Annotated in this window: 21 protein-coding genes and 1 tRNA gene; 10 read left to right on the forward strand and 12 right to left on the reverse strand. The window is 73.3% G+C overall.

Translation table 11 applies throughout. From position 1 onward, the window contains the following. Positions 1 to 52: 52 nt before the first annotated feature. Together ABZ342_RS23725 and ABZ342_RS23730 are read left to right on the forward strand one after the other, a co-directional pair. Complete coding sequence (locus ABZ342_RS23725) at positions 53 to 919, forward strand: LysR family transcriptional regulator (RefSeq protein ID WP_360476721.1); 867 nt, start codon at positions 53 to 55, stop codon at positions 917 to 919. After that, on the forward strand, positions 916 to 1,818 hold the full coding sequence (locus tag ABZ342_RS23730) for a serine hydrolase (RefSeq protein WP_360476724.1): 903 nt from the start codon (positions 916 to 918) through the stop codon (positions 1,816 to 1,818). Before ABZ342_RS23725 ends, ABZ342_RS23730 begins: the two co-directional genes overlap by 4 nt. Before the next feature lie 412 nt (positions 1,819 to 2,230). Here the strand turns inward: ABZ342_RS23730 and ABZ342_RS23735 are convergent, their stop codons facing one another. Then, positions 2,231 to 2,797, reverse strand: a complete 567-nt coding sequence (locus ABZ342_RS23735; RefSeq protein WP_360476727.1) for a cysteine hydrolase family protein — start codon at positions 2,795 to 2,797, stop codon at positions 2,231 to 2,233. A gap of 55 nt (positions 2,798 to 2,852) precedes the next feature. On the opposite strand from ABZ342_RS23735, the gene ABZ342_RS23740 reads away from it, so the two are divergent. Then, complete coding sequence (locus tag ABZ342_RS23740) at positions 2,853 to 3,134, forward strand: hypothetical protein (RefSeq protein WP_360476730.1); 282 nt, start codon at positions 2,853 to 2,855, stop codon at positions 3,132 to 3,134. Here the strand turns inward: ABZ342_RS23740 and ABZ342_RS23745 are convergent. Both ABZ342_RS23745 and selD read right to left on the reverse strand, forming a co-directional pair. Beyond that, positions 3,131 to 3,343: a DUF2795 domain-containing protein gene (locus tag ABZ342_RS23745; RefSeq protein WP_155549791.1), complete on the reverse strand. Its 213-nt coding sequence runs from the start codon at positions 3,341 to 3,343 to the stop codon at positions 3,131 to 3,133. The two genes, ABZ342_RS23740 and ABZ342_RS23745, sit on opposite strands and share 4 nt — an antisense overlap. A gap of 34 nt (positions 3,344 to 3,377) precedes the next feature. Beyond that, positions 3,378 to 4,370: a selenide, water dikinase SelD gene (gene selD / locus ABZ342_RS23750; RefSeq protein WP_360476733.1), complete on the reverse strand. Its 993-nt coding sequence runs from the start codon at positions 4,368 to 4,370 to the stop codon at positions 3,378 to 3,380. Between the two features lie 54 nt (positions 4,371 to 4,424). On the opposite strand from selD, the gene ABZ342_RS23755 reads away from it, so the two are divergent. From ABZ342_RS23755 to nrfD, 6 genes are all read left to right on the forward strand, one after another. Beyond that, positions 4,425 to 4,519 (forward strand) — tRNA-Sec (locus ABZ342_RS23755). Continuing rightward, on the forward strand, positions 4,519 to 5,802 hold the full coding sequence (gene selA / locus ABZ342_RS23760) for an L-seryl-tRNA(Sec) selenium transferase (RefSeq protein WP_360476736.1): 1,284 nt from the start codon (positions 4,519 to 4,521) through the stop codon (positions 5,800 to 5,802). Before ABZ342_RS23755 ends, selA begins: the two co-directional genes overlap by 1 nt. After that, positions 5,793 to 7,505 carry a selenocysteine-specific translation elongation factor gene (gene selB / locus ABZ342_RS23765; RefSeq protein ID WP_360476739.1) on the forward strand — a complete coding sequence of 571 codons (1,713 nt, stop codon included), beginning with the start codon at positions 5,793 to 5,795 and terminating at the stop codon, positions 7,503 to 7,505. Before selA ends, selB begins: the two co-directional genes overlap by 10 nt. A 101-nt stretch (positions 7,506 to 7,606) precedes the next feature. Further along, positions 7,607 to 10,831 (forward strand): formate dehydrogenase, encoded by a 3,225-nt coding sequence (gene fdh / locus ABZ342_RS23770; RefSeq protein ID WP_360476742.1) that lies wholly within the window; start codon positions 7,607 to 7,609, stop codon positions 10,829 to 10,831. Further along, on the forward strand, positions 10,824 to 11,654 hold the full coding sequence (locus ABZ342_RS23775; RefSeq protein ID WP_360476745.1) for a 4Fe-4S dicluster domain-containing protein: 831 nt from the start codon (positions 10,824 to 10,826) through the stop codon (positions 11,652 to 11,654). The genes fdh and ABZ342_RS23775 overlap by 8 nt, the downstream gene beginning before the upstream one ends. Beyond that, positions 11,651 to 12,577, forward strand: coding sequence for an NrfD/PsrC family molybdoenzyme membrane anchor subunit (gene nrfD / locus ABZ342_RS23780; RefSeq protein WP_360476748.1), 927 nt, complete (start codon positions 11,651 to 11,653; stop codon positions 12,575 to 12,577). The genes ABZ342_RS23775 and nrfD overlap by 4 nt, the downstream gene beginning before the upstream one ends. 55 nt (positions 12,578 to 12,632) lie before the next feature. On the opposite strand, the gene ABZ342_RS23785 is transcribed toward nrfD, so the two are convergent. From ABZ342_RS23785 to ABZ342_RS23825, 9 genes are all read right to left on the reverse strand, one after another. Next, a complete protein-coding gene (locus ABZ342_RS23785; protein ID WP_086675473.1) occupies positions 12,633 to 12,815 on the reverse strand; it encodes a CsbD family protein in 183 nt (60 codons plus the stop codon). A gap of 96 nt (positions 12,816 to 12,911) precedes the next feature. Beyond that, positions 12,912 to 14,711 carry a complex I subunit 5 family protein gene (locus tag ABZ342_RS23790; RefSeq protein WP_360476751.1) on the reverse strand — a complete coding sequence of 600 codons (1,800 nt, stop codon included), beginning with the start codon at positions 14,709 to 14,711 and terminating at the stop codon, positions 12,912 to 12,914. Between the two features lie 4 nt (positions 14,712 to 14,715). Further along, complete coding sequence (locus tag ABZ342_RS23795; RefSeq protein ID WP_360476754.1) at positions 14,716 to 15,069, reverse strand: cation:proton antiporter subunit C; 354 nt, start codon at positions 15,067 to 15,069, stop codon at positions 14,716 to 14,718. Further along, positions 15,066 to 15,800 carry an MnhB domain-containing protein gene (locus tag ABZ342_RS23800; protein WP_360476757.1) on the reverse strand — a complete coding sequence of 245 codons (735 nt, stop codon included), beginning with the start codon at positions 15,798 to 15,800 and terminating at the stop codon, positions 15,066 to 15,068. The genes ABZ342_RS23795 and ABZ342_RS23800 overlap by 4 nt, the downstream gene beginning before the upstream one ends. Beyond that, entirely contained in the window at positions 15,797 to 16,033 is a 237-nt protein-coding gene (locus ABZ342_RS23805; RefSeq protein ID WP_155549802.1) for a hydrogenase subunit MbhD domain-containing protein, read from the reverse strand. Before ABZ342_RS23805 ends, ABZ342_RS23800 begins: the two co-directional genes overlap by 4 nt. Further along, positions 16,030 to 16,329, reverse strand: coding sequence for a monovalent cation/H(+) antiporter subunit G (locus ABZ342_RS23810; RefSeq protein ID WP_360476761.1), 300 nt, complete (start codon positions 16,327 to 16,329; stop codon positions 16,030 to 16,032). Before ABZ342_RS23810 ends, ABZ342_RS23805 begins: the two co-directional genes overlap by 4 nt. Continuing rightward, positions 16,326 to 16,580 carry a hypothetical protein gene (locus tag ABZ342_RS23815; protein WP_155549804.1) on the reverse strand — a complete coding sequence of 85 codons (255 nt, stop codon included), beginning with the start codon at positions 16,578 to 16,580 and terminating at the stop codon, positions 16,326 to 16,328. Before ABZ342_RS23815 ends, ABZ342_RS23810 begins: the two co-directional genes overlap by 4 nt. After that, positions 16,577 to 17,038 (reverse strand): Na+/H+ antiporter subunit E, encoded by a 462-nt coding sequence (locus ABZ342_RS23820; protein WP_360476765.1) that lies wholly within the window; start codon positions 17,036 to 17,038, stop codon positions 16,577 to 16,579. The genes ABZ342_RS23815 and ABZ342_RS23820 overlap by 4 nt, the downstream gene beginning before the upstream one ends. 39 nt (positions 17,039 to 17,077) lie before the next feature. Further along, on the reverse strand, positions 17,078 to 18,337 hold the full coding sequence (locus ABZ342_RS23825; protein WP_360476768.1) for a cation:proton antiporter: 1,260 nt from the start codon (positions 18,335 to 18,337) through the stop codon (positions 17,078 to 17,080). Between the two features lie 183 nt (positions 18,338 to 18,520). On the opposite strand from ABZ342_RS23825, the gene ABZ342_RS23830 reads away from it, so the two are divergent. Next, positions 18,521 to 18,865, forward strand: coding sequence for a hypothetical protein (locus ABZ342_RS23830; protein WP_360476771.1), 345 nt, complete (start codon positions 18,521 to 18,523; stop codon positions 18,863 to 18,865). The last annotated feature ends 8 nt before the right edge of the window (positions 18,866 to 18,873 follow it).

The following is an 18,873-nucleotide window of genomic DNA, read 5'->3' on the forward strand; positions in this document are numbered from 1 at the left end:
TGTCCAAGACGGAAACGAACGGTTCGATGCCGGAATCGCATAGAGTGACGTCGTGGACCTGGTCGGCGGCTGCAGGGCGTTCGTGAGCGTGAGCGAGGCGGGGAGCTTCACGGCGGGCGCGGCGGTCGCGCGGATCCCGCAGCCGGTCGCGAGCCGGCGCATCGCCGCGCTCGAACGGCACTTCGGTGAGCGGCTCTTCGACCGGACGACCCGCCGCGCGCGGCTCACGCCGTTCGGGCGGGAGGTGCTGCCCTCCGCCCGGCGGCTCGTGCAGCTGGCCGACGCGCTGGACCACGACGCGCAGCGGGCACGGCTGCGGCCGCTGCGCTTGGCCGTCCCGGACACCTGCGACGTGCGTTCGCTGGCCGAGCTGGCCGCCGAGGCTCGCGCGCGGGAGGTGCACCTGGAGTTCCGCGTCGCGCCGCCGGGGGAGCGGGCCGAACTCGTCCGCACGCAGGAGGTGCGGGCGGCGCTCGTCGCGGTCCCGGCCGGCGAGAGCGTGTGGTCCGTGCCGCTGGGGCTGGCCGGGGTCGCGCGGCCGGAGGCGCGGGTGGTGCACCTGGAGACCTTGCGCGCCGGGCGGTCCGGCGGACCTCGGCGACACGTCCGGATCCAGCCCGAGGACGACGTCCCGCACGTCCGCGACCGGCTGCTGCGGGTGCGCGACGCCGTGGGCCTCCCGCCGGCCCAGGTCGCCGTGGCCGCGTCGCTGACCGCAGCCGCCGCGGCGGTGTTCGGCTCGGCGGACCTGCTGCTGTGCTCGCCCGCGCAGGCCGAGCAGCTGGGACTGCACTGGCGGCCGGTCGGGGAGGTCACGCTGGCGCGCGGCTACGGCGTGGCCGCCGCCCTGGGTGAAGACGCCGAGCGGGTGCGCGGGCTGTCCGCCGCGGTGGCGCGGTGCTTGGGAGCCGAGGCGTGAGCGCGGAAGGGCTGGTCCGGCGGCTGCGGTCCGAACTGGACGAAGGCGGGCTGCGCGGGTCGTTCCTGGTCCGCGACCTGCGGTCCGGGCACGAGCTGGGGATCGACCCGGACCGCGTGTACCCGATCGCGTCGCTGGTGAAGGTCCCCCTGGCGGCGGCGACCCTGGAGCGGATCCGCCGCGGCGAGCTGGACGGCGCGACGCAGCTGGAAGTCGCGCCCGGCGGCGTCACCACGCCGGGGCCGATCGGGCTGACGCGGTTCCGCCACCCGGCCCGCATCGCGGTCGACGACCTGGTGTACCTGAGCACGGCCCTGAGCGACGGCGCGGCGGCCGACGTCCTGTTCGGCCTCACCCCGCCGGACGCGGTCATGCTTTCGCTGGAGGGCTGGGGTCTTCGGGGAATCGCCGTGCGCCACCTGATGGCGGACCTCGTCGACACACCGGCTGAGCGATTCGACGCGGACGAGGCCGATTTGGCGCATTCCCTGGCGATCGGCGCGGGCACGGCGGGCCAGGGGCACCGGCTGGCCCAGCTGGACGTCACGCGCGCCAACGCGGCGTCGGCGCGGGCGGTCCTGGAGCTGCTGCAGGCGCTGTGGACACCGTCGCGGATCGACCCGGCGGTGGCCGCGGGAGTGCGGGAACTGATGGCGCACAACGTGATCCGCCATCGGCTGACCCCGGACTTCGCCTCGGATGCCGCGCGCTGGTCGTCGAAGACGGGGACGCTGCTGAACCTCCGGCACGAGGCCGGGGTGGTCGAGCACGCGGACGGGCGGGTGTTCGGGGTGGTGGCCCTGACGGAGTCCCGGGTCCCGGCGGTGCTGCAGCCCGAGGCGGACGTGCTGATGGCCCGGGTGGCCCGGGAGTTGCGCGACCACCTGCGCGGAGCCTGAGTATCGGTTGGGGCTCCAGGTGCCGCGGACCCGGGCGTGCCTCCGCCGACCTGGCGCGCCTCGCCAATCCGGCCCCGCCAACCCGCGCCTCCGCCAACCGCTCGCGGCCGCGAACCCGTGTGCAGCCTCAGCTCGGGCGTGCCTCCGCCGACCTGGCGCGCCCTGCCAACCCCAACCCGTGCCTCCGCCAACCGCCCGCGGCCGCGAACCTGCGTGCAGCCTCAACTCGGGCGCGCCTCCACCGACCTGGCGCGCCTCGCCAACCCGGCCCCACCAACCCGCGCCTCCGCCAACCGCTCGCGGCGGCGAACCGGTGTGCAGCCTCAGCCCGGGTGCGCCCGCCAAACGGCGCCCTCATCAACCCCCGCCCCCAACCAACACCCGCCCCACCGACCGGCAGCCCCCAAGCGCCTCAAGCCGATGCGGTCACCCCGAAGTCCACCTCCGCGGTCTGCACCGTCCCCGCCGTCCGGCCCGGCGCCGTCTGGAACTTCCAGTACAGATTCGTGTGCGCGATGACCCCACCCGGCGACGGGGCCCCGTACGCCGTCAAATCCTCCGTCGTGTGCGCGTCGGCCACCAATGTCGCGTCGTAGCCGCGGGTGAACGCGCCGTGGAGGGTGGACCTGATGCACGCGTCCGTCTGGGCTCCCGCCACCACCAGCCTGCCGATACCGCGGGCCGCCAGCACCGCCTCCAGGTCGGTGTCCTCGAACGCGTCGCCGTAAGCCTTGTGCACCAACGGTTCCGACTCGCGCCGCACCAGCTCCGGCACGTACTCCCACTCCTCGCTGCCGCGGGGCAGCCCGTCATCGGCGTGCTGCACCCACACCACCTCGACCCCGCCGGAACGCGCCTTCTCGACCAAGGCGACGATGTTCGCGAGGACGGCCTCGCGGTCGTGGGCGCCGTTCATCACGCCGTTCTGCACGTCGACTACCACCAATGCGGTGTTCGGCCGGTCGGTCAATGTCGTCATGGGGCCCACCCTAAACGCGGGCACCGACAGTTTCCGCGAAGTAGCATGACCCGCCATGGACTACGGGATGGTGCTGCTCGGGGTCGTTCTGCTCATCACGGTCGTCGGCCTGAGCTCGTCGGCCACCGAACGCAGGCTCACCCGCCGGCTCGAGCGGATGGAACGGAAGCTGGACGCCATCGTCGCGCAGCTCGGCGTGACCGTCGAAGAGCCCGGTCTCGCCGAGGTCACCGCGTTGGTGCGCGAAGGCAAGAAGATCCAGGCGATCAAGACCTACCGCGAGCACACGGGCGCGGACCTGAAAGAAGCGCGCGACGCCGTGGAGCGTCTCGCTTAGGGCGCCCCGCCGACGTGCTTCGCCGACACGGCCTCCCACACGGAGTCGAAGTCGGCGTAGCGGTCGCCGCCGGGCAGGCCGCCGAGCGAGCCGAGCACGGAGTCGCCGCCGCCGGCCGCGGCCGCGCGCCGCAGGAGCTCCTCGCGGCCGCACGGGTATTCGGTCTCGGCCAGGTGCTGTTCGAGGCTGGATCGGTCCGGTGCAGACATGATCCTCGCGTACCCGCCGTGCAGGCCCCGAAACTCACCCCACGACGATCGTGTGCTCCCCGCGCGGCACCAGCTCCCCGATCACCGGGTACCCCGGCACCTCCCCGGCGACCAGCAGTCCGCCGGACGTCTGCGCGTCGGCCAGCAGCAACGCCTCGTCCTCGGCGATCCGGGAGACGTCGACGTGCGGACGGACCCAGTCGAGGTTGCGGCGCGTGCCCCCGCTGATGTACCCGTCGCGCAAGGCCTCACGCGCGCCGTCCAGGTACGGCACGGCCGCCGGGTCGACGCGCGCCGTGACCCCGCTCGCCCTGGCCAGCTTGTGCAGGTGGCCGAGCAGGCCGAACCCGGTGACGTCGGTGGCGCAGACAGCCCCGGCCCCGAGCGCCGCGCGGGAGGCGGTGTCGTTCAACGTCGTCATGAGGTCGATCGCCTGCGCGAACCGTTCGCCGGTGGCCTTGTGCCGCGAGTTCAGCACGCCGACACCGAGCGGCTTGGTCAGCGTCAGCGGTACGCCCGCGCACCCCGCGTCGTTGCGCAGCAGCCGCGCGGGATCGGCGATGCCGGTGACGGCCAGCCCGTACTTCGGCTCGGGGTCGTCGATGCTGTGCCCGCCGGCCAGGTGGCAGCCCGCCTTGCCGCAGACGTCGAGCCCGCCGCGCAGCACCTCGCCGGCCAGCTCGAACGGCAGCGTCTCCCGCGGCCAGCCGAGCAGGTTGACCGCCACCACCGGCGTGCCGCCCATGGCGTAGACGTCGGAAAGCGCGTTGGCCGCGGCGATCCGGCCCCAGTCGTAGGCGTCGTCGACGACCGGGGTGAAGAAGTCTGTGGTCGCGATGAGCGCGGTGGTCCCGGAGATCCGGACCGCGGCCGCGTCGTCGCCGGTGTCGAGGCCGACGAGCAGCTCGCCGACGGGATCGGTGGGGGAGCTCCCGGCCAGGCCGCGGACGGCCTCCTCCAGCTCACCGGGCGGGATCTTGCACGCACAGCCACCGCCGTGCGCGTACTGCGTCAGTCGGATCGCCACCGGTTCATCGTGCCCGCCGGCCCCGGACTTGGCAGGATGGCACCCATGGTGCAGGGAGGCGTATCCGGCCTGGTGACCGGCACGGTCTTCAAAACCGGTGAACGGCAGGTCCTGTCGTTGGCGGGTTCGATTCCCGTCCGCCTCCGCCATGCCTGACCCGCGCCGCGCGATCCCGCGGACCGACGCGGTCCTGGCCGAGCCGCGCGTCGCGAAAGCTGCCGGGACGCTCGGGCGTGACCTGGTCAAATCCGTCGTCACCGAGGTCCAGCAGGCCGCGCGGGACGGGGAGATCGCGCCCGGCGACGTCGTGGACGTCGTGCTCGCGCGGCTCCCGGCGAGCGCGACGTCGCTGCGGCCGGTGGTCAACGCGACGGGGGTCGTCGTGCACACCAACCTCGGCCGGGCGCCGCTGTCCGCGGCCGCCCTCGACGCCTTGCTGGCCGCCGGCGGCACGACCGACGTCGAGTTCGACCTTGCGACCGGCGAGCGGGCGCGCCGGGGCCGGGGTGCCCTCGCGGCGCTGGCCGCCGCCGTCCCGGACGCCGGCGCCGTGCACGTCGTCAACAACAACGCGGCCGCCCTGCTGCTCTGCGCGCTCGCGCTGGCGCCGGGTCGCGAGATCGTCGTCAGCCGGGGCGAGCTGGTCGAGATCGGGGACGGCTTCCGCATACCCGACCTCCTGGCCTCGACCGGCGCCCGGCTGCGCGAAGTCGGCACGACGAACCGGACGTCCTATGGCGACTACGCCGGCGCCGTCGGCCCGGACACCGGGTTCGTCCTCAAGGTGCACCCGTCGAACTACCGGGTCACCGGCTTCACCTCGGAAGTGGCGCTCGGCGAGCTGGCCGGCCTCGGCGTGCACGTGGTCGCCGACATCGGCTCCGGCCTGCTGACCCCGCACCCGCTCCTGCCGGACGAGCCGGACGCCGCGAGCGCGCTGCGGGCGGGTGCCACCGTCGTCACCGCCAGCGGCGACAAGCTGCTCGGCGGTCCGCAGGCCGGCCTCCTGTTCGGTGCCGCCGACGTCGTCGAACGGCTGCGGCGGCACCCCGCCGCGCGGGCGCTGCGCGTCGACAAGCTCACGCTGGCCGCGCTCGAAGCGACCCTCCGCGGGCCCGAACCGCCGGTACGGGCGGCCCTCGGCGCGTCCGTCGAGACCCTCCGGCAGCGGGCCGAAAGCCTGGTCAGGGCCCTGGACGGCGGCGACGCCCGGGTGGTCTCGACGCGTTCGGCGGTCGGTGGCGGGGGAGCACCCGGCGTCGAACTGCCCAGCGTCGCGGTGAGCCTGCCCGCCCGGTACGCGGCCGCGCTGCGGACGGGCGATCCCGCGGTCGTCGGCCGGGTCGAGCGGGACCGGTGCCTGCTCGACCTGCGGACCGTGCGGCCGGAAGAGGACGCGAAGCTCCTGGAAGCCGTCCGCCGATGCGGGTGATCGTCACCGCCGGGCACGTCGACCACGGCAAGTCGACGCTGGTGCGGCGGCTGACCGGGATGGAACCGGACCGGTGGGCCGAGGAACGCCGCCGCGGGCTGACCATCGACCTCGGGTTCGCCTGGACGCGGATCGGCGCCGAGGACGTCGCGTTCGTCGACGTGCCGGGCCACGAACGGTTCGTGCCGAACATGCTGGCGGGCGCCGGGCCCGCGCCGGCGGTGCTGTTCGTCGTCGCGGCCGACGAGGGCTGGATGCCGCAGTCGGCCGAGCACCTCGCCGCGCTGGACGCGTTCGGCGTCCGACGTGGGCTGCTGGTCGTCACGAAGGCCGACCGGGCCGACCCGGCGGTCGCGACCGAAGCCGCGCTCAGCGAGATCGCCGCGACGTCGCTGGGCGCGGTGCCGAGCGTGGCCGTCAGCGGGAAGACCGATGCGGGTTTCGACGAGCTGCGTACGGCGATCGCTGCGCTCGCCGACGGACTGCCCACGCCCGATCCGACCGCCGATGTCCGGCTGTGGATCGACCGGGCGTTCACCGTTTCGGGTGCGGGCACGGTCGTCACGGGCACTCTCGCCGCTGGGACCATCGCCGTCGGCGACGAGCTGCTGCTCGGGGACGCGCGGGTGAAGGTCCGCGGCCTGCAGGCGCTCGGCGAAGCACACGACCGGGTTACGGCCGTGGCCCGGGTGGCGGTGAACCTGCGCGGCACGGCGCGCGCCGACGTCGGCCGCGGCGACGTCCTGCTCACGCCGGGCCGGTGGCACGAGACGGCGGAGTTCGACGTCCGGCTGAACGCGACCGACCTCCACCGGAACCTGGTGCTGCACTTCGGCACGGCGGCGGTGCCGGTGCGCGTCCGTCCACTGGGGACGGACACCGCCCGGCTCACGACGACGTCCGCGCTGCCGCTGCGTGTCGGCGACCGCGGGCTGCTGCGCGACCCCGGCGAGCACCGGATCGCCGCCGGGTTCGACGTCCTCGACGTCCGGCCGCCTTCCCTGGCGCGCCGGGGCGCGGCTCGCGCGCGCGGCGAGGAGCTGGCTTCGTCCGATCTCGCCGCGAGCTACCTGCGCCGGAACGGTTTCGTCCGCACCGCGGACTTCGCGGCGATGGGGTTGCCCGAAACGGGTGACCAGGTCGGTGACTGGCGCGTGGACCCGGTGCGGTTCGCCGGGCTGCGTGCCGAGGCCACGGCGATCGTGCGTGCCTGGGACGCCCTCGCCGCGGGCATGCCGGTGGAGGCCCTGCGGCAGCGTCTCGGCCTGCCCGCGCCGGAGCTGGTCGCCCCGCTGCTGGCCGGAACCGGCCTGGACGTGACGGGTGGGCTCGTGCGCCGGCCGGGTGGCCTCGCACCGGCGGTCGAGAAGGCCCTGGAAACGGTCGTGAAGCGGCTCGCCGAGCACCCGTTCCGCGCGCCGGAGGCGGACGAGCTGCGGGAGCTGGGCCTGGGCCGCCGCGAGCTGGCGGCGGCGGTCCGCCTCGGCCGGCTGACGGCGGTGGCGGAGGGGGTCGTGCTCGGGCCGGACGCCGAGGAGCGCGCGGCCACGGAACTGCGCGCGCTGCCGCAGCCGTTCACGGTTTCGGAGGCCCGGCGGGCCTTGGACAGCACCCGCCGGGTGATGATCCCGCTGCTGGAGCGGCTCGACGCGGCAGGCCGGACGGAGTCCCTCGGCGACGGCACCCGCCGCACGGTGAGCTGAGCCGCGGCATTTCGTGGCGGGTGAAAAATCGGGCGCGGCAAAACCCGCCGGACGGATGATTGAACCTGCGTTCCGCGGGTATCGCTATTACCGTGACCGGTATGAGCGTGCGTCGGTGGATCGAAGGCTGGCCGGTTTACCGGCAGCTGACCGGTTCCGATCCGACAGCGCGCGCGGCGGCGGCCAAATCGGACGGTTCGGAGAAATGGCACGCCCGCACCGAAGACGCCGACAAAGTGGTCAAATCCGTCTGCCCGTTCTGCGCCGTCGGCTGTGGCCAGAAGGTCTACGTCAAGGACGGCCGCGTCACGCAGATCGAGGGTGACCCGGACTCGCCCATCTCCCGCGGCCGGCTGTGCCCGAAGGGGTCGGCCAGCAAGCAGCTCGTGACCAGCCCGAGCCGCGTCACCGAGGTCCTCTACCGGCGCCCGCACGGCACCGACTGGGAGCGCCTGCCCCTCGACACGGCGATGGACATGATCGCCGACCGGGTCCTCAAGACCCGCGCCGAGACGTGGCAGGACGCCGATGACCAGGGTCGCAAGCTCAACCGCACGCTCGGCTTCGCCAGCCTGGGCGGCGCGACGCTGGACAACGAAGAGAACTACCTGATGAAGAAGCTGTACACCGCGCTCGGCGCGATCCAGATCGAAAACCAGGCGCGTATTTGACACTCCGCCACGGTTCCCGGTCTGGGGACCTCCTTCGGTCGTGGAGGCGCCACGACGTTCCAGCAAGACCTCGCCAACGCCGACTGCATCGTCATCCAGGGCTCGAACATGGCCGAGTGTCACCCGGTCGGATTCCAGTGGGTGATGGAGGCGAAGGCCCGCGGCGCGAAGATCATCCACGTCGACCCGCGGTTCACCCGCACCAGCGCGGTTTCGCACGTCCACGCGGCGTTGCGCGCCGGGACGGACATCGCGTTCCTCGGCGGCCTGATCAACCACGTCCTGAGCAACGACAAGGACTTCCGGGAGTACGTGCTCGCCTACACGAACGCGGCCGCCATCCTGCGTGAGGACTTCGCCGACACCGAAGACCTCGACGGCGTCTTCTCGGGCTACGACCCCGAGAAGCGCAAGTACGACATGTCGTCGTGGGAGTACGAGGGCTCGCCGACGCTGCCCGCGACCGGGTCCGCCGACCCCGAGCAGGCGGGGGAGCCGGGTTCCGAGCAGCACGGCGGTGAGGCGCACCAGCAGTCGGCCCGCGCCGACACCTACGGCAGCGGTGGGGCCGCGATCGGCGGCAAGCCGAAGACCGACGAGACGCTGCAGCATCCGCGGTGCGTGTTCCAGGTGCTCAAACGCCACTTCGCGCGCTACACGCCCGAGATGGTCGCCGACGTCTGCGGCCTGCCGGTCGAGCAGTTCCTGGAGATCGCCGAGGCCGTCACCGCGAACTCCGGTCGTGACCGCACGACGGCCTGGGTGTACTCGGTCGGCTGGACGCACCACACGGTCGGCGCGCAGTACATCCGCACGGCGTCGATCCTGCAGACGCTGCTCGGCAACATCGGCCGTCCCGGCGGTGGCATCCTCGCGTTGCGCGGCCACGCCAGCATCCAGGGCTCGACCGACATCCCGACGCTGTTCAACCTCCTGCCCGGCTACATCCCGATGCCGCACGCGCACCAGCACCAGAGTCTCGACGAGTTCGTCGCGGCCGACGCGGGCAAGACCGGCTTCTGGGGCAACATGCGCTCCTACACCGTGAGCCTGCTCAAGTCGTACTGGGGCGATTCGGCGCAGCCGCACAACGACTTCCGCTTCGGCTACCTGCCGCGCCTGACCGGCGACCACGGGACGTACGCGACCGTGCAGAAGCAGATCGAGGGGGAGTGCAAGGGGTACTTCCTGGTCGGGGAGAACCCGGCGGTCGGCTCGGCCAACGGCAAGTTCCAGCGGCTCGGCCTGGCCAACCTCGACTGGCTCGTCGTCCGCGATCTGCAGATGATCGAGAGCGCGACCTTCTGGAAGGACGGCCCGGAGATCGAGACGGGCGAGCTGAAGTCCGACGAGATCGGCACCGAGGTCTTCTTCCTGCCCGCCGCCGCGCACACCGAGAAGGACGGCAGCTTCACCAACACCCAGCGCCTGCTGCAGTGGCACCACAAGGCCGTCGAGCCACCCGGTGACGCCCGCAGCGACCTGTGGTTCTACTACCACCTCGGCCGGATCATCCGGGAACGCATCGGCGACGACCCGCGCGACGCGCCGATCCGCGACCTGACCTGGAGCTACCCGGTCGAGGGACCGACGGACGACCCGAGCGCGGAGTCCGTGCTCGCCGAGATCAACGGGCACGGCCCGGACGGCCCGCTCTCGGCGTACACCGAACTGAAGGACGACGGCTCGACGGCGTGCGGCTGCTGGATCTACTGCGGCGTCCGGGCCGGGGGGAAGAACCAGGCCGCGAACCGGCAGCCGGGCCAGGAACAGGACTGGGTCGCGAAGGGCTGGGCGTGGGCGTGGCCGGCGAACCGGCGGATCCTCTACAACCGCGCGTCGGCCGACCCGGACGGGAAGCCGTGGAGCGAGCGGAAGAAGCTGCTCAGCTGGGACGCCGAGCAGGGCAAGTGGGTCGGCCCGGACGTGCCGGACTTCGAGCCGACGAAGGCGCCGGACCACGTGCCGCCCGAGGGCGCCAAGGCGCAGGACGCGCTCGGCGGGCGTGACCCGTTCATCATGCAGACCGACGGCAAGGCCTGGCTCTACGTCCCGGCCGGCCTGGCCGACGGCCCGCTGCCCGCGCACTACGAGCCGTTCGAGAGCCCGGTGGAAAACGCCCTCTACGGCCAGCAGGAGTCACCGACGCGCCAGACCTTGGACAGCCCGTCGAACCCGTACAACCCGGCGCGCAGCACGGTCTACCCGTACGTGTTCACCACCTACCGGCTCACCGAGCACCACACGGCCGGCGGCATGAGCCGGACGCTGCCCTACCTTTCCGAACTGCAGCCGGAGTTCTTCTGCGAGGTGTCGCCCGCCCTCGCGGCCGAACGCGGCCTCGAGAACGGCGGCTGGGCGACGATCATCTCGGCGCGGACGGCGATCGAGGCCCGCGTGCTCGTCACCGACCGCGTGAAGCCGCTCAAGGTCCGCGGCCGGACGATCCACCAGATCGGCCTGCCGTACCACTGGGGCCCGAACGGGCTCTCGCGCGGGGACGCGGCCAACGACCTGCTCTCCATCGTGATGGACCCGAACGTGCACATCCAGGAATCCAAGGCGGCCACCTGCGACATCCGGCCGGGACGGCGCCCGCGCGGCGCCGCGCTGCCGGAGTTCGTGGCCGAGTACCGGAAGCGAGCGGATGGCTGACTACGGCACCCAGCCCCGGATGGGGTTCTTCACCGACACGTCGGTGTGCATCGGCTGCAAGGCCTGCGAAGTCGCGTGCAAGGAGTGGAACGGCGTGCCCGAATCGGGCGGGCTCGACCTCCTGGGCATGTCCTACGACAACACCGGTGCACTGGGCTCGAACACGTGGCGGCACGTGGCCTTCGTCGAGCAGCCGAAGAAACCCGCCGTGGACCTCGGGATGCCGGACGTCGGCGCGCCGGCGCAGGACGACCCGGGCGTGCGGTGGCTGATGTCGAGCGACGTCTGCAAGCACTGCACGCACGCCGCCTGTCTCGACGTCTGCCCGACCGGGTCGCTGTTCCGCACCGAGTTCGGGACCGTCGTCGTGCAGCAGGACATCTGCAACGGCTGCGGCTACTGCGTCCCGGCGTGCCCGTACGGCGTCATCGAAAAGCGCGAGAGCGACGGCCGCGCGTTCAAGTGCACCCTCTGCTACGACCGGCTCGGCGCGGGCATGGAACCGGCGTGCGCCAAGGCGTGCCCGACCGACTCCATCCAGTTCGGCGAGCTGGAGGAACTGCGCGAACGCGCCGACGAGCGCGTGCGGACGCTGCACGACTCGGGCGTGCCGGAGGCTCGGCTCTACGGCCGGGACCCCGAGGACGGCGTCGGCGGCGACGGCGCGTTCTTCCTGCTGCTGGACGAACCCGAGGTCTACGGCCTGCCGCCGGACCCGGTCGTCACGACGCGGGACCTGCCGGCGATGTGGAAGCGGGCCGCGGTGACGGCGGCCGGTGTCGCCGTGGCCGTCGCGGCGTCGTTCCTGGGAGGCCGGCGATGAGCCCGCGCCGCGAACCGACGATGGTCGAGCCCGCCGAGTTCGAGTCCTACTACGGCCGGCCGATCCTCAAGCAACCGGCCTGGAAGCAGCCGGACGTGCCGCTGTACCTGTTCCTCGGCGGTGCGGCGGGCGCCTCGGCGACGATGGCCGTCCTCGCCGAGGTCACCGGCCGCCCGGCCTTGGCCCGCGTCGGCAAGCTGGTCGCGTCCGGCGGGTCGCTGGCCAGCGTCGTCGCGCTGATCCACGACCTGGGGAAGCCGACGCGGTTCCTGCACATGCTGCGGGTGCTGAAGCCGACGTCGCCGCTTTCGGTGGGGTCGTGGATCCTGTCGCCGTTCTCCGGGCTGGCCGCGGTGTCGGCGGCGTCCGAGGTCACCGGGCGGCTGCCGCGGATCGGCAGGCTGGCGGGCCTCGGTGCCGGGGTGCTCGGCCCGGCGATGTGCACGTACACGGCGGTGCTGCTGGCGGACACCGCGACGCCGTCGTGGCACGAGGCCCACGGCACGCTCCCGGTGCTGTTCGCGGGCAGCGCGCTGACGAGCGGCGCCGGCGCGGCCCTGGTGGCCGCCCCGCCGGGCGAAGCCGGCCCGGCGATCCGGGCCGGTCTGGTGGGCGCGGTCGCGGAACTGGTGGCGGAGCACCACCTGGAGACCGGGCTGGGCCTGATGTCGGAGCCGTACCGGACGGGCCGCGCGGGCAAGCTCCTGAAGGCGGCGAAGGCGCTGACGGCGGCGGGCGCGGGACTTTCCCTGCTGGCGAAGCGGAACCGGGCGGCGGGCGTGCTGGCCGGAGCGGCCTACCTGGCTTCGGGACTGTGCACGCGGTTCGGCGTCTACGCCGCGGGCGTAGAATCCACAAAGGACCCGAAGTACGTCGTGATCCCGCAGCGCGAGCGGCTCGAGCGCCGGTCCGCGGAAGGCTGAACGCAGAACTGCCGCACCCCGGAAGCCGGGGTGCGGCAGCGGAAAGAACTACGGATCAGTCCTTATCCTTGACGCCCTTGACGGCGTCCTTGATCTTCTCGCCGGCCTGCTTGAGGGAGCCCTTGGCCTGGTCGGCCTTGCCTTCGGCCTGCCACTGCTCGTTGCCCGTGGCGTCGCCGACCGCTTCCTTGGCCCGGCCCTTGAGCTCTTCGCCCTTGTTCTCGAACTTGTCGTTCATGGGATGCACCTTCCGTCGCGGCGACATTTCCGGATCGGCCAGTCGCCAAAAGGGCCTTGTCCATCGATTACCCACTCGCCCGGCGCCTACACATCCTCATGCCCAGACGAGCGCCGTGAGGACCGTCACGCCCACGAGGAGCCAGGCGACGTAGTCCCCGACGTGGCCCGAATGGCCGCGGTGCAGCACTTCCAGGGCCGTCCGGACCGGCCGCGGCCACGGCGGGAGCCGGTGGGGCCACAGCGCCACCGCGGTGACACCGAGCGCCAGCAGCACCGTGAGCGCGGCGGACAGCAGGCCGGCCGACGTCCACTCGGCCGACACCGGCGGCAGGGACCCGGGTGACCCGACGGCGGGCAGGACGTCGTGCAGGTAGCCGTCGCGGTCGGCGTCCTGCCGCCCGGCCGTCACGGCGGCGTCGCGCAGCCACGGGACCGTGCCCGCGGCGAGGGCGGCCGCCAGCACCGCGACGATCGCGCCGGTCATCGTCGCCGGGGTGCGCTCGATGCGGCCGCCCGTCTCGGGCTCCTCGTCCGTCCCGGCGGTCCGGTCGCCGTCGTCGCGCCGCGGCGGCCGGCCCAGTCCGAAGTAGACACCCAGGCCGGCGCGCAGCACCGCGGCCGCCGTCACCGCGGTGACGGCCACGGACACCGCCACCAGCCAGCCGTACCCGGTGTGCTCCAGCGCGTGGTCCGCGACGTCGTTGCCGAACGCGACGCCGAACGGCGGCAGCCCGGCCAGCACCAGCGCCGCGAGCACGAACAGCCCGCCCTCGAGCCGGGAATGCCGGCACCTGCCGAACAGCTCGTCCTCGTCGACGCTGCCGTAGCGGTCCTTGAGCACCCCGACGAGCAGGAACAGCGCGGCCTTGGCACCGGCGTGCCCGGCCACCGCCAGCACGAACCCCGTGCTCGCCCCGCCGTCGGCCGCGGACAGTCCACAGAGGAACAACCCGGTGTGCGCGATGGTCGAGTAGGCCAGCAGCCGTTTCAGGTGGCGCTGGGTGAAGCACAGGACGGCGCCGAGCAGCGCACTGGCGATCCCCAGCACCAGCAGCACCCGGGCGAACGCGCCGTCGTCGAGCACGCCGCCGAAGACCGTGCGCCGGACCCGCAGCACGCCGTAGACGCCCAGCTCGACCATGACGCCGGAGAAGAGCACGCACACCGGCGTCGGCGCGACCGCGTGCGCGTCGGCGAGCCAGAAGTGGAACGGCACCGCGGCCGCCTTGACCAGCAGGCCGGTGCAGACGAGGACGAACGCGGCCAGCACGAGCGCGTCCGCGGGTTTCCCGTCGAGGGCGACGCCGAGCTGCGCCAGCCCGAGCTGCCCGCCGCGCGCGTAGAGCAGGCCGATGCCCATCAGCGTGAAGTACGCGCCGAGGGAGTTCACCACGCCGAAGTTGAGCGCGCCCTGGACCGAGTCGGCTTCCTCGACGCGGTACCCGGTCAGCGCGTAGGCGACGCCGCTCATCAGCTCGAAGAAGACGAACAGGGTGAACAGGTCTCCGGTGAGCAGGAAGCCGAGCATGCCGGTCAGGAACAGCAGCATCATCGCGTGGTAGCGGGCCTCGACCGCCTCGAAGTACCGCCAGCTGTAGACGAGCGCGCACGTCGTCAGGAACGACGCCAGCAGGGCCAGGGTGGTGTTGAGGCCGTCGGCGGCCAGCACGATGCCGAGCGAGCGCGCACCGTCCGGCCGGTGCCCGCCGAGCCAGCTCACGACGCGGCCGTGCTGCACGCCCACGAGCAGCACCGCCGTCAGGACGGTGACGGTCAGGGCCGCGACGGTCGCGACGGCGTCGGCCACCACGCGCGGCAGCTTCACGCCCAGGCCGAGCAGCACGCACGCGGCCAGCAGCGGCAGGGCGACGACGAGGATCGGGAGCGCGGTCATCGGCTCAGCCGCGCAGCGCGCGCAGTTCGTCGGGATCCACTGTCCCGTGGCGCTTCGAGATCTGGATGGTCAGGCCGAGCAGCAGCGCGGTGATCGTCGCCGAGACGACGATGTCGGTCAGCGTCATCGCCTGCACCATCGGGTCGACGACGGGCTGGCGCTGGTCCTGGACGACGATCGGCGCGCCGGCCTGATCCTGGTAGCCGATGCCGAGCAGCAGCACGTACGTCCCGGCCTGCGACACCGAGAGCGAGACGACGGTGTGCACGAGGTGCCGGCTGCGCACGATGCCGATCGCGCCGATCAGCAGCAACCACCCGGCCACGCCGAAGCAGGCCAGGCCCACGACGCCGTTCATGACTTCTCCTCGCGGATCAGGCCCTGGCCGAGGAACTGGGCCAGCAGCACGACGAGCCCGGCGGCGACCTCGATCCCGACCAGGACGCTCAGCACCGGCACCGTGCCCGCCGACAGCAGCGAGCCGAACTCGCCCTTCGGCAGCACGTTGGCCAGGAACGCGCCGCCGGCGACCAGCCCGGTCAGCCCGGCGACGACGTACAGGCCCGTCGCCGCCGCCTCGGCGTACTCGCACCAGTCGATCGGGCGCAGCCGCGCGAGCGCCGGGTAGCTGCCGGAGATGTAGAGCAGGTGCCAGCCGGTGGCCAGCACGACCCCGCCCTGGAAGCCGCCGCCCGGGGTGAGGTGGCCGTGCACGACGACGTCGATGCCGAGCAGGAGCGTCACCGGGAGCATGAGGTACCCGGCAAGCTTGACCACCGGCAGGACGTACCCGCGCTGGGGTTCGATCCGCTGTCGTTCCTCCGGGGACGGTTGCAGCAGCGACAACGTGCCCACGACCGCGGCGGCGACGATCGTCTCCTCGCCGAGGGTGTCCAGCGCGCGCAGGTCGAAGTTGACCGACGACACGAGGTTCGGCGTCGCGCGGGCGATCGCGGCGGGCAGGGCGAGGTCGCGGTAGGCGTGCAGGGTGCCGCCGAACTCGGGCATCCGCAGGAAGGCCGTCACGAGCAGGACGGCCACGCCGAGCGCGCCGGCCGCGCACAGCCACGTCCGGGCCCGCAGCGTCATCGTCCGCCGACCTTCCGGATGGTGAGCAGCACGAGCAGCGGCACCACGGCCGCGCCGACGGTCAGTTCCGAGAACGCGACGTCGGGTGCCTGGAGCGCGACGAACAACAGGGCCAGGGAGAGGCTGAACAGCGACAGCGTGATCGCCTGCCGCCGCGGGTCCGGCGTGGCGACCACCGCGAACCCCGCGACGGCGACGAACGCGAGGGCGACGAGCAGCACGACCGTCGTCACGACGGCAGGTCCTCGTCGATCGCGCCCTGCCGCTGCGCTTCGACGCGCCCGGCGGCGGACTGCAGCACCGGGCCGGTCACGGCGAGCAGCACGACGGTGAGCAGGATGGCGCCCGAGCCGAGGGTCCAGCCGTTGGCCAGCGCCAGCCCGAGCCCGACCAGCGGCCCGCCCAGCGTGGTCACCGGGGCGAGCAGGTGCAGCCGGGTGAGCAGGGTCCGGGCCCGCAGCATCGCCAGCGCCGAGACCACGACGACGGCGACCCCGGCGAACACGAGGACCTGCGCGGCGACCGTCATTCCGTCGTCCCCAGCAGCCGGATGAACAGCAGCGTGCCGGCGAAGGCCAGCACGGTCAGCGTGAGCGGCAGGATCACCGCGCTCGACGGGCCGTAGGCCTGCACGAGCAGCAGCAGCGTCAGGACGGTGACCGGGCCGGCGAGCTGGAGCCCGGCGAGGCGCCCGATGGCGTCCCCGCGCGCGGCGAGCCACAGAGCCGGGCCGAGGCCGCCCACCATGAGCAGCACGGCGGCGACCAGCCAGCCGGTCACCGGCGCACCTCGTCGAGCACGCGCGAGCCGCCGTCGAGCAGCCGGTGGACGACCAGTTCGCGGCCGGCTGAGGGGTTTTCGGGCGTGGCGACGACCATCGTCCCCGGCGTGCTGCCGACGACGAGGGCCGCGCAGGCCGCCCGGGCCTCGTGGACCGCGTCGGGTTCACGCGGTAAGCCCACGGTGTCGAACCGGCCCGCACGCGGGTGCCGGACCACCTCGACCAGGACTCGGAAGGACTCGCGCACCGCCGCGCCGGGGACCGCGAGCAGCCAGCGGAACCAGCGTGCCCGGGGCCGCCACGCACCGCCGACGGCCCGGCGCGCCGCACGGGCGGCGAACGCGCACGGCACCGCCGCGACCGCCGCGGCCACGATCTCCGGCAGCGACGGCGTTGGGAGCGTCAGGACCCACAGGGCGGTCAGACCGAGCCACCAGGGCAGCACCTCGCGCGTCACGTCGGCCGGGTACCCCGCGGCCGGGCCCGCCAACCGGGCTCAGTGAGCAGGCAGGTGGCCGCCCATCTTCTCGATCCGCTGGATCGCCGGCTCCGCGAGGATGCCGTGGACCAGCACCGACACGGCGACGGCGAGCGCGCCGACCCGCCACAGCACGTCCTGGTGCGCCACCGGCAGCCGGTCGATCGCGTAGGCGAGGTAGAAGAGCGTGCCGATGCCGCGGACGCCGAAGAACGCGATCGCCAGCGTGGCGGGCCGGCCGGCGGAGGACCCGAGCAGCGACACCCAGCCGACCACGGGCCGCACCACGAGCACCGCGACGACCGCGATCACCACCTCCAGCGGGCGGAGGCCGAGCAGGAGGCCGTCCCCGATGGCCAGCCCCAGCCCGAGCAGGGCGAGCGGGACGAAGAGCCGTTCCAGCTGGTGGCCGAAGGCGTGCAGGACACCGTGGTAGTCGTGCTCCCGTTCCTGCTTCCGCACGCAGACGGCGGCGGTGAACACCGCGACGAACCCGTTGCCGTGGGCGAACTCCGCCAGCGCGTACGGCAGGAAGGCCAGCGCGAGCAGGACCAGGCCGTCGCCGTACTCCGCGAGCCGCAGCCGGTCCGACGAGGTGCGGAAGATCGCCCAGCCGAGCCCGCGGCCGGCGACCAGGCCGACCACCACGCCGGTCGCGACGGGCAGCAGCAGGTCGACGAGCACCCAGGAGACGTCCAGGTTCGGCCTGCTGCCCGCCATCGCCAGCCCGAGCAGGACGAACGGCATGGCCAGCCCGTCGTTGAGCCCGGCCTCCGTGGTCAGGGTGAAGCGGATTTCGTTGTCCCGGGCCAGTTCCGGCTCGACGTCGGGGTGCGGCACGCCGATGTCGCCCGCCAGCACCGGGTCGGTCGGTGCGAGCGCCGCGGCCAGCAGCAGCGCCACGCCCGGCGCCAGCGCGAGCCACCAGTACCCGAGCGCGGCGATCACCAGGATCGACAGCGGCATGGTCAGCGCGAGCAGCCGCCACGTCGAGCCCCAGCGCTTCAGCCCGAACGGCCGGTCGACGGACAGGCCGGCCCCGGCGAGCGCGACGAGAATACCCAGCTGGGTGAAGGACTCGACGCCGTGCAGGTGCTGGGCGGGGTCGCTCCAGCCGTTGCCGTAGGGCGCGGGCAGCGGCAGCAGGCCCAGGGCGATCCCGGCGATCAGCATCACGAGCGGGACCGAGAACGGCCGGTCGGCCACGAGTTTCGGCACGATCGCCGCGGCCAGGGCGAGCAGGCCGGCCACGCCGAACAGCACCGTCAACGACGACAAAACGTCCTCCTGCCCGCTCGAGCCGTGCCACCCGGGCGGGAGGTCCGTGCGCGGGGTCCCGGCCGAGCGTGAGCCGGTTCCGCCGACGCCGCCGCCCGGTGCGGATGCGGGTAGCGTGACCGGGAGGTGGCGTCGCGCCCGGGGTTCCCGGTGTGCGCGCGGCGAAACCGGTGAGGAGGCGCCGTGACGGCGGCGAACGGGGCCGGGCGGCCCTGCCGGTTCTGCGGCACGGTGCGTGGCCCCCGGGTCCCGGGCAGGGCCGGGCCGATCTGCGTGGACTGCGTACGAGCCGGCCTGCGGGTGGTCCACGACGGCGCCGACCGCGAAACCCCGGGCGGCGACGTGCTGGCGGCGGTGACCTCACCGCTGGCCGCGGTCTGCGAGTTCTGCGGCCGCCGAGAGCGCCGCACATTCCTCGGCCTGCGGCGCCCGCTGCTGCGGGTGACCTGCGCCCAGCGCGACGCGGTGATCTGCGTCGACTGTCTCGATCACGCCGGGGACGTGCTGAACCTCGCCCTGCGTCACTGATGGCGTGA

The sequence above is a fragment of the Amycolatopsis sp. NPDC005961 genome (assembly GCF_040629235.1).
Taxonomy (GTDB): domain Bacteria; phylum Actinomycetota; class Actinomycetes; order Mycobacteriales; family Pseudonocardiaceae; genus Amycolatopsis; species Amycolatopsis camponoti.

Bases quoted from the DNA above. Each gene is read 5' to 3' on its own strand.
- ABZ342_RS23735 (WP_360476727.1), bottom strand. From the start codon at position 2,797: ATGACGACATTGACCGACCGGCCGAACACCGCATTGGTGGTAGTCGAC.
- ABZ342_RS23740 (WP_360476730.1), top strand. From the start codon at position 2,853: ATGGACTACGGGATGGTGCTGCTCGGGGTCGTTCTGCTCATCACGGTC.
- ABZ342_RS23745 (WP_155549791.1), bottom strand. From the start codon at position 3,343: ATGTCTGCACCGGACCGATCCAGCCTCGAACAGCACCTGGCCGAGACC.
- selA (WP_360476736.1), top strand. From the start codon at position 4,519: ATGCCTGACCCGCGCCGCGCGATCCCGCGGACCGACGCGGTCCTGGCC.
- selB (WP_360476739.1), top strand. From the start codon at position 5,793: ATGCGGGTGATCGTCACCGCCGGGCACGTCGACCACGGCAAGTCGACG.
- ABZ342_RS23775 (WP_360476745.1), top strand. From the start codon at position 10,824: ATGGCTGACTACGGCACCCAGCCCCGGATGGGGTTCTTCACCGACACG.
- nrfD (WP_360476748.1), top strand. From the start codon at position 11,651: ATGAGCCCGCGCCGCGAACCGACGATGGTCGAGCCCGCCGAGTTCGAG.
- ABZ342_RS23785 (WP_086675473.1), bottom strand. From the start codon at position 12,815: ATGAACGACAAGTTCGAGAACAAGGGCGAAGAGCTCAAGGGCCGGGCC.
- ABZ342_RS23790 (WP_360476751.1), bottom strand. From the start codon at position 14,711: ATGACCGCGCTCCCGATCCTCGTCGTCGCCCTGCCGCTGCTGGCCGCG.
- ABZ342_RS23795 (WP_360476754.1), bottom strand. From the start codon at position 15,069: ATGAACGGCGTCGTGGGCCTGGCCTGCTTCGGCGTGGCCGGGTGGTTG.
- ABZ342_RS23800 (WP_360476757.1), bottom strand. From the start codon at position 15,800: ATGACGCTGCGGGCCCGGACGTGGCTGTGCGCGGCCGGCGCGCTCGGC.
- ABZ342_RS23810 (WP_360476761.1), bottom strand. From the start codon at position 16,329: ATGACGGTCGCCGCGCAGGTCCTCGTGTTCGCCGGGGTCGCCGTCGTC.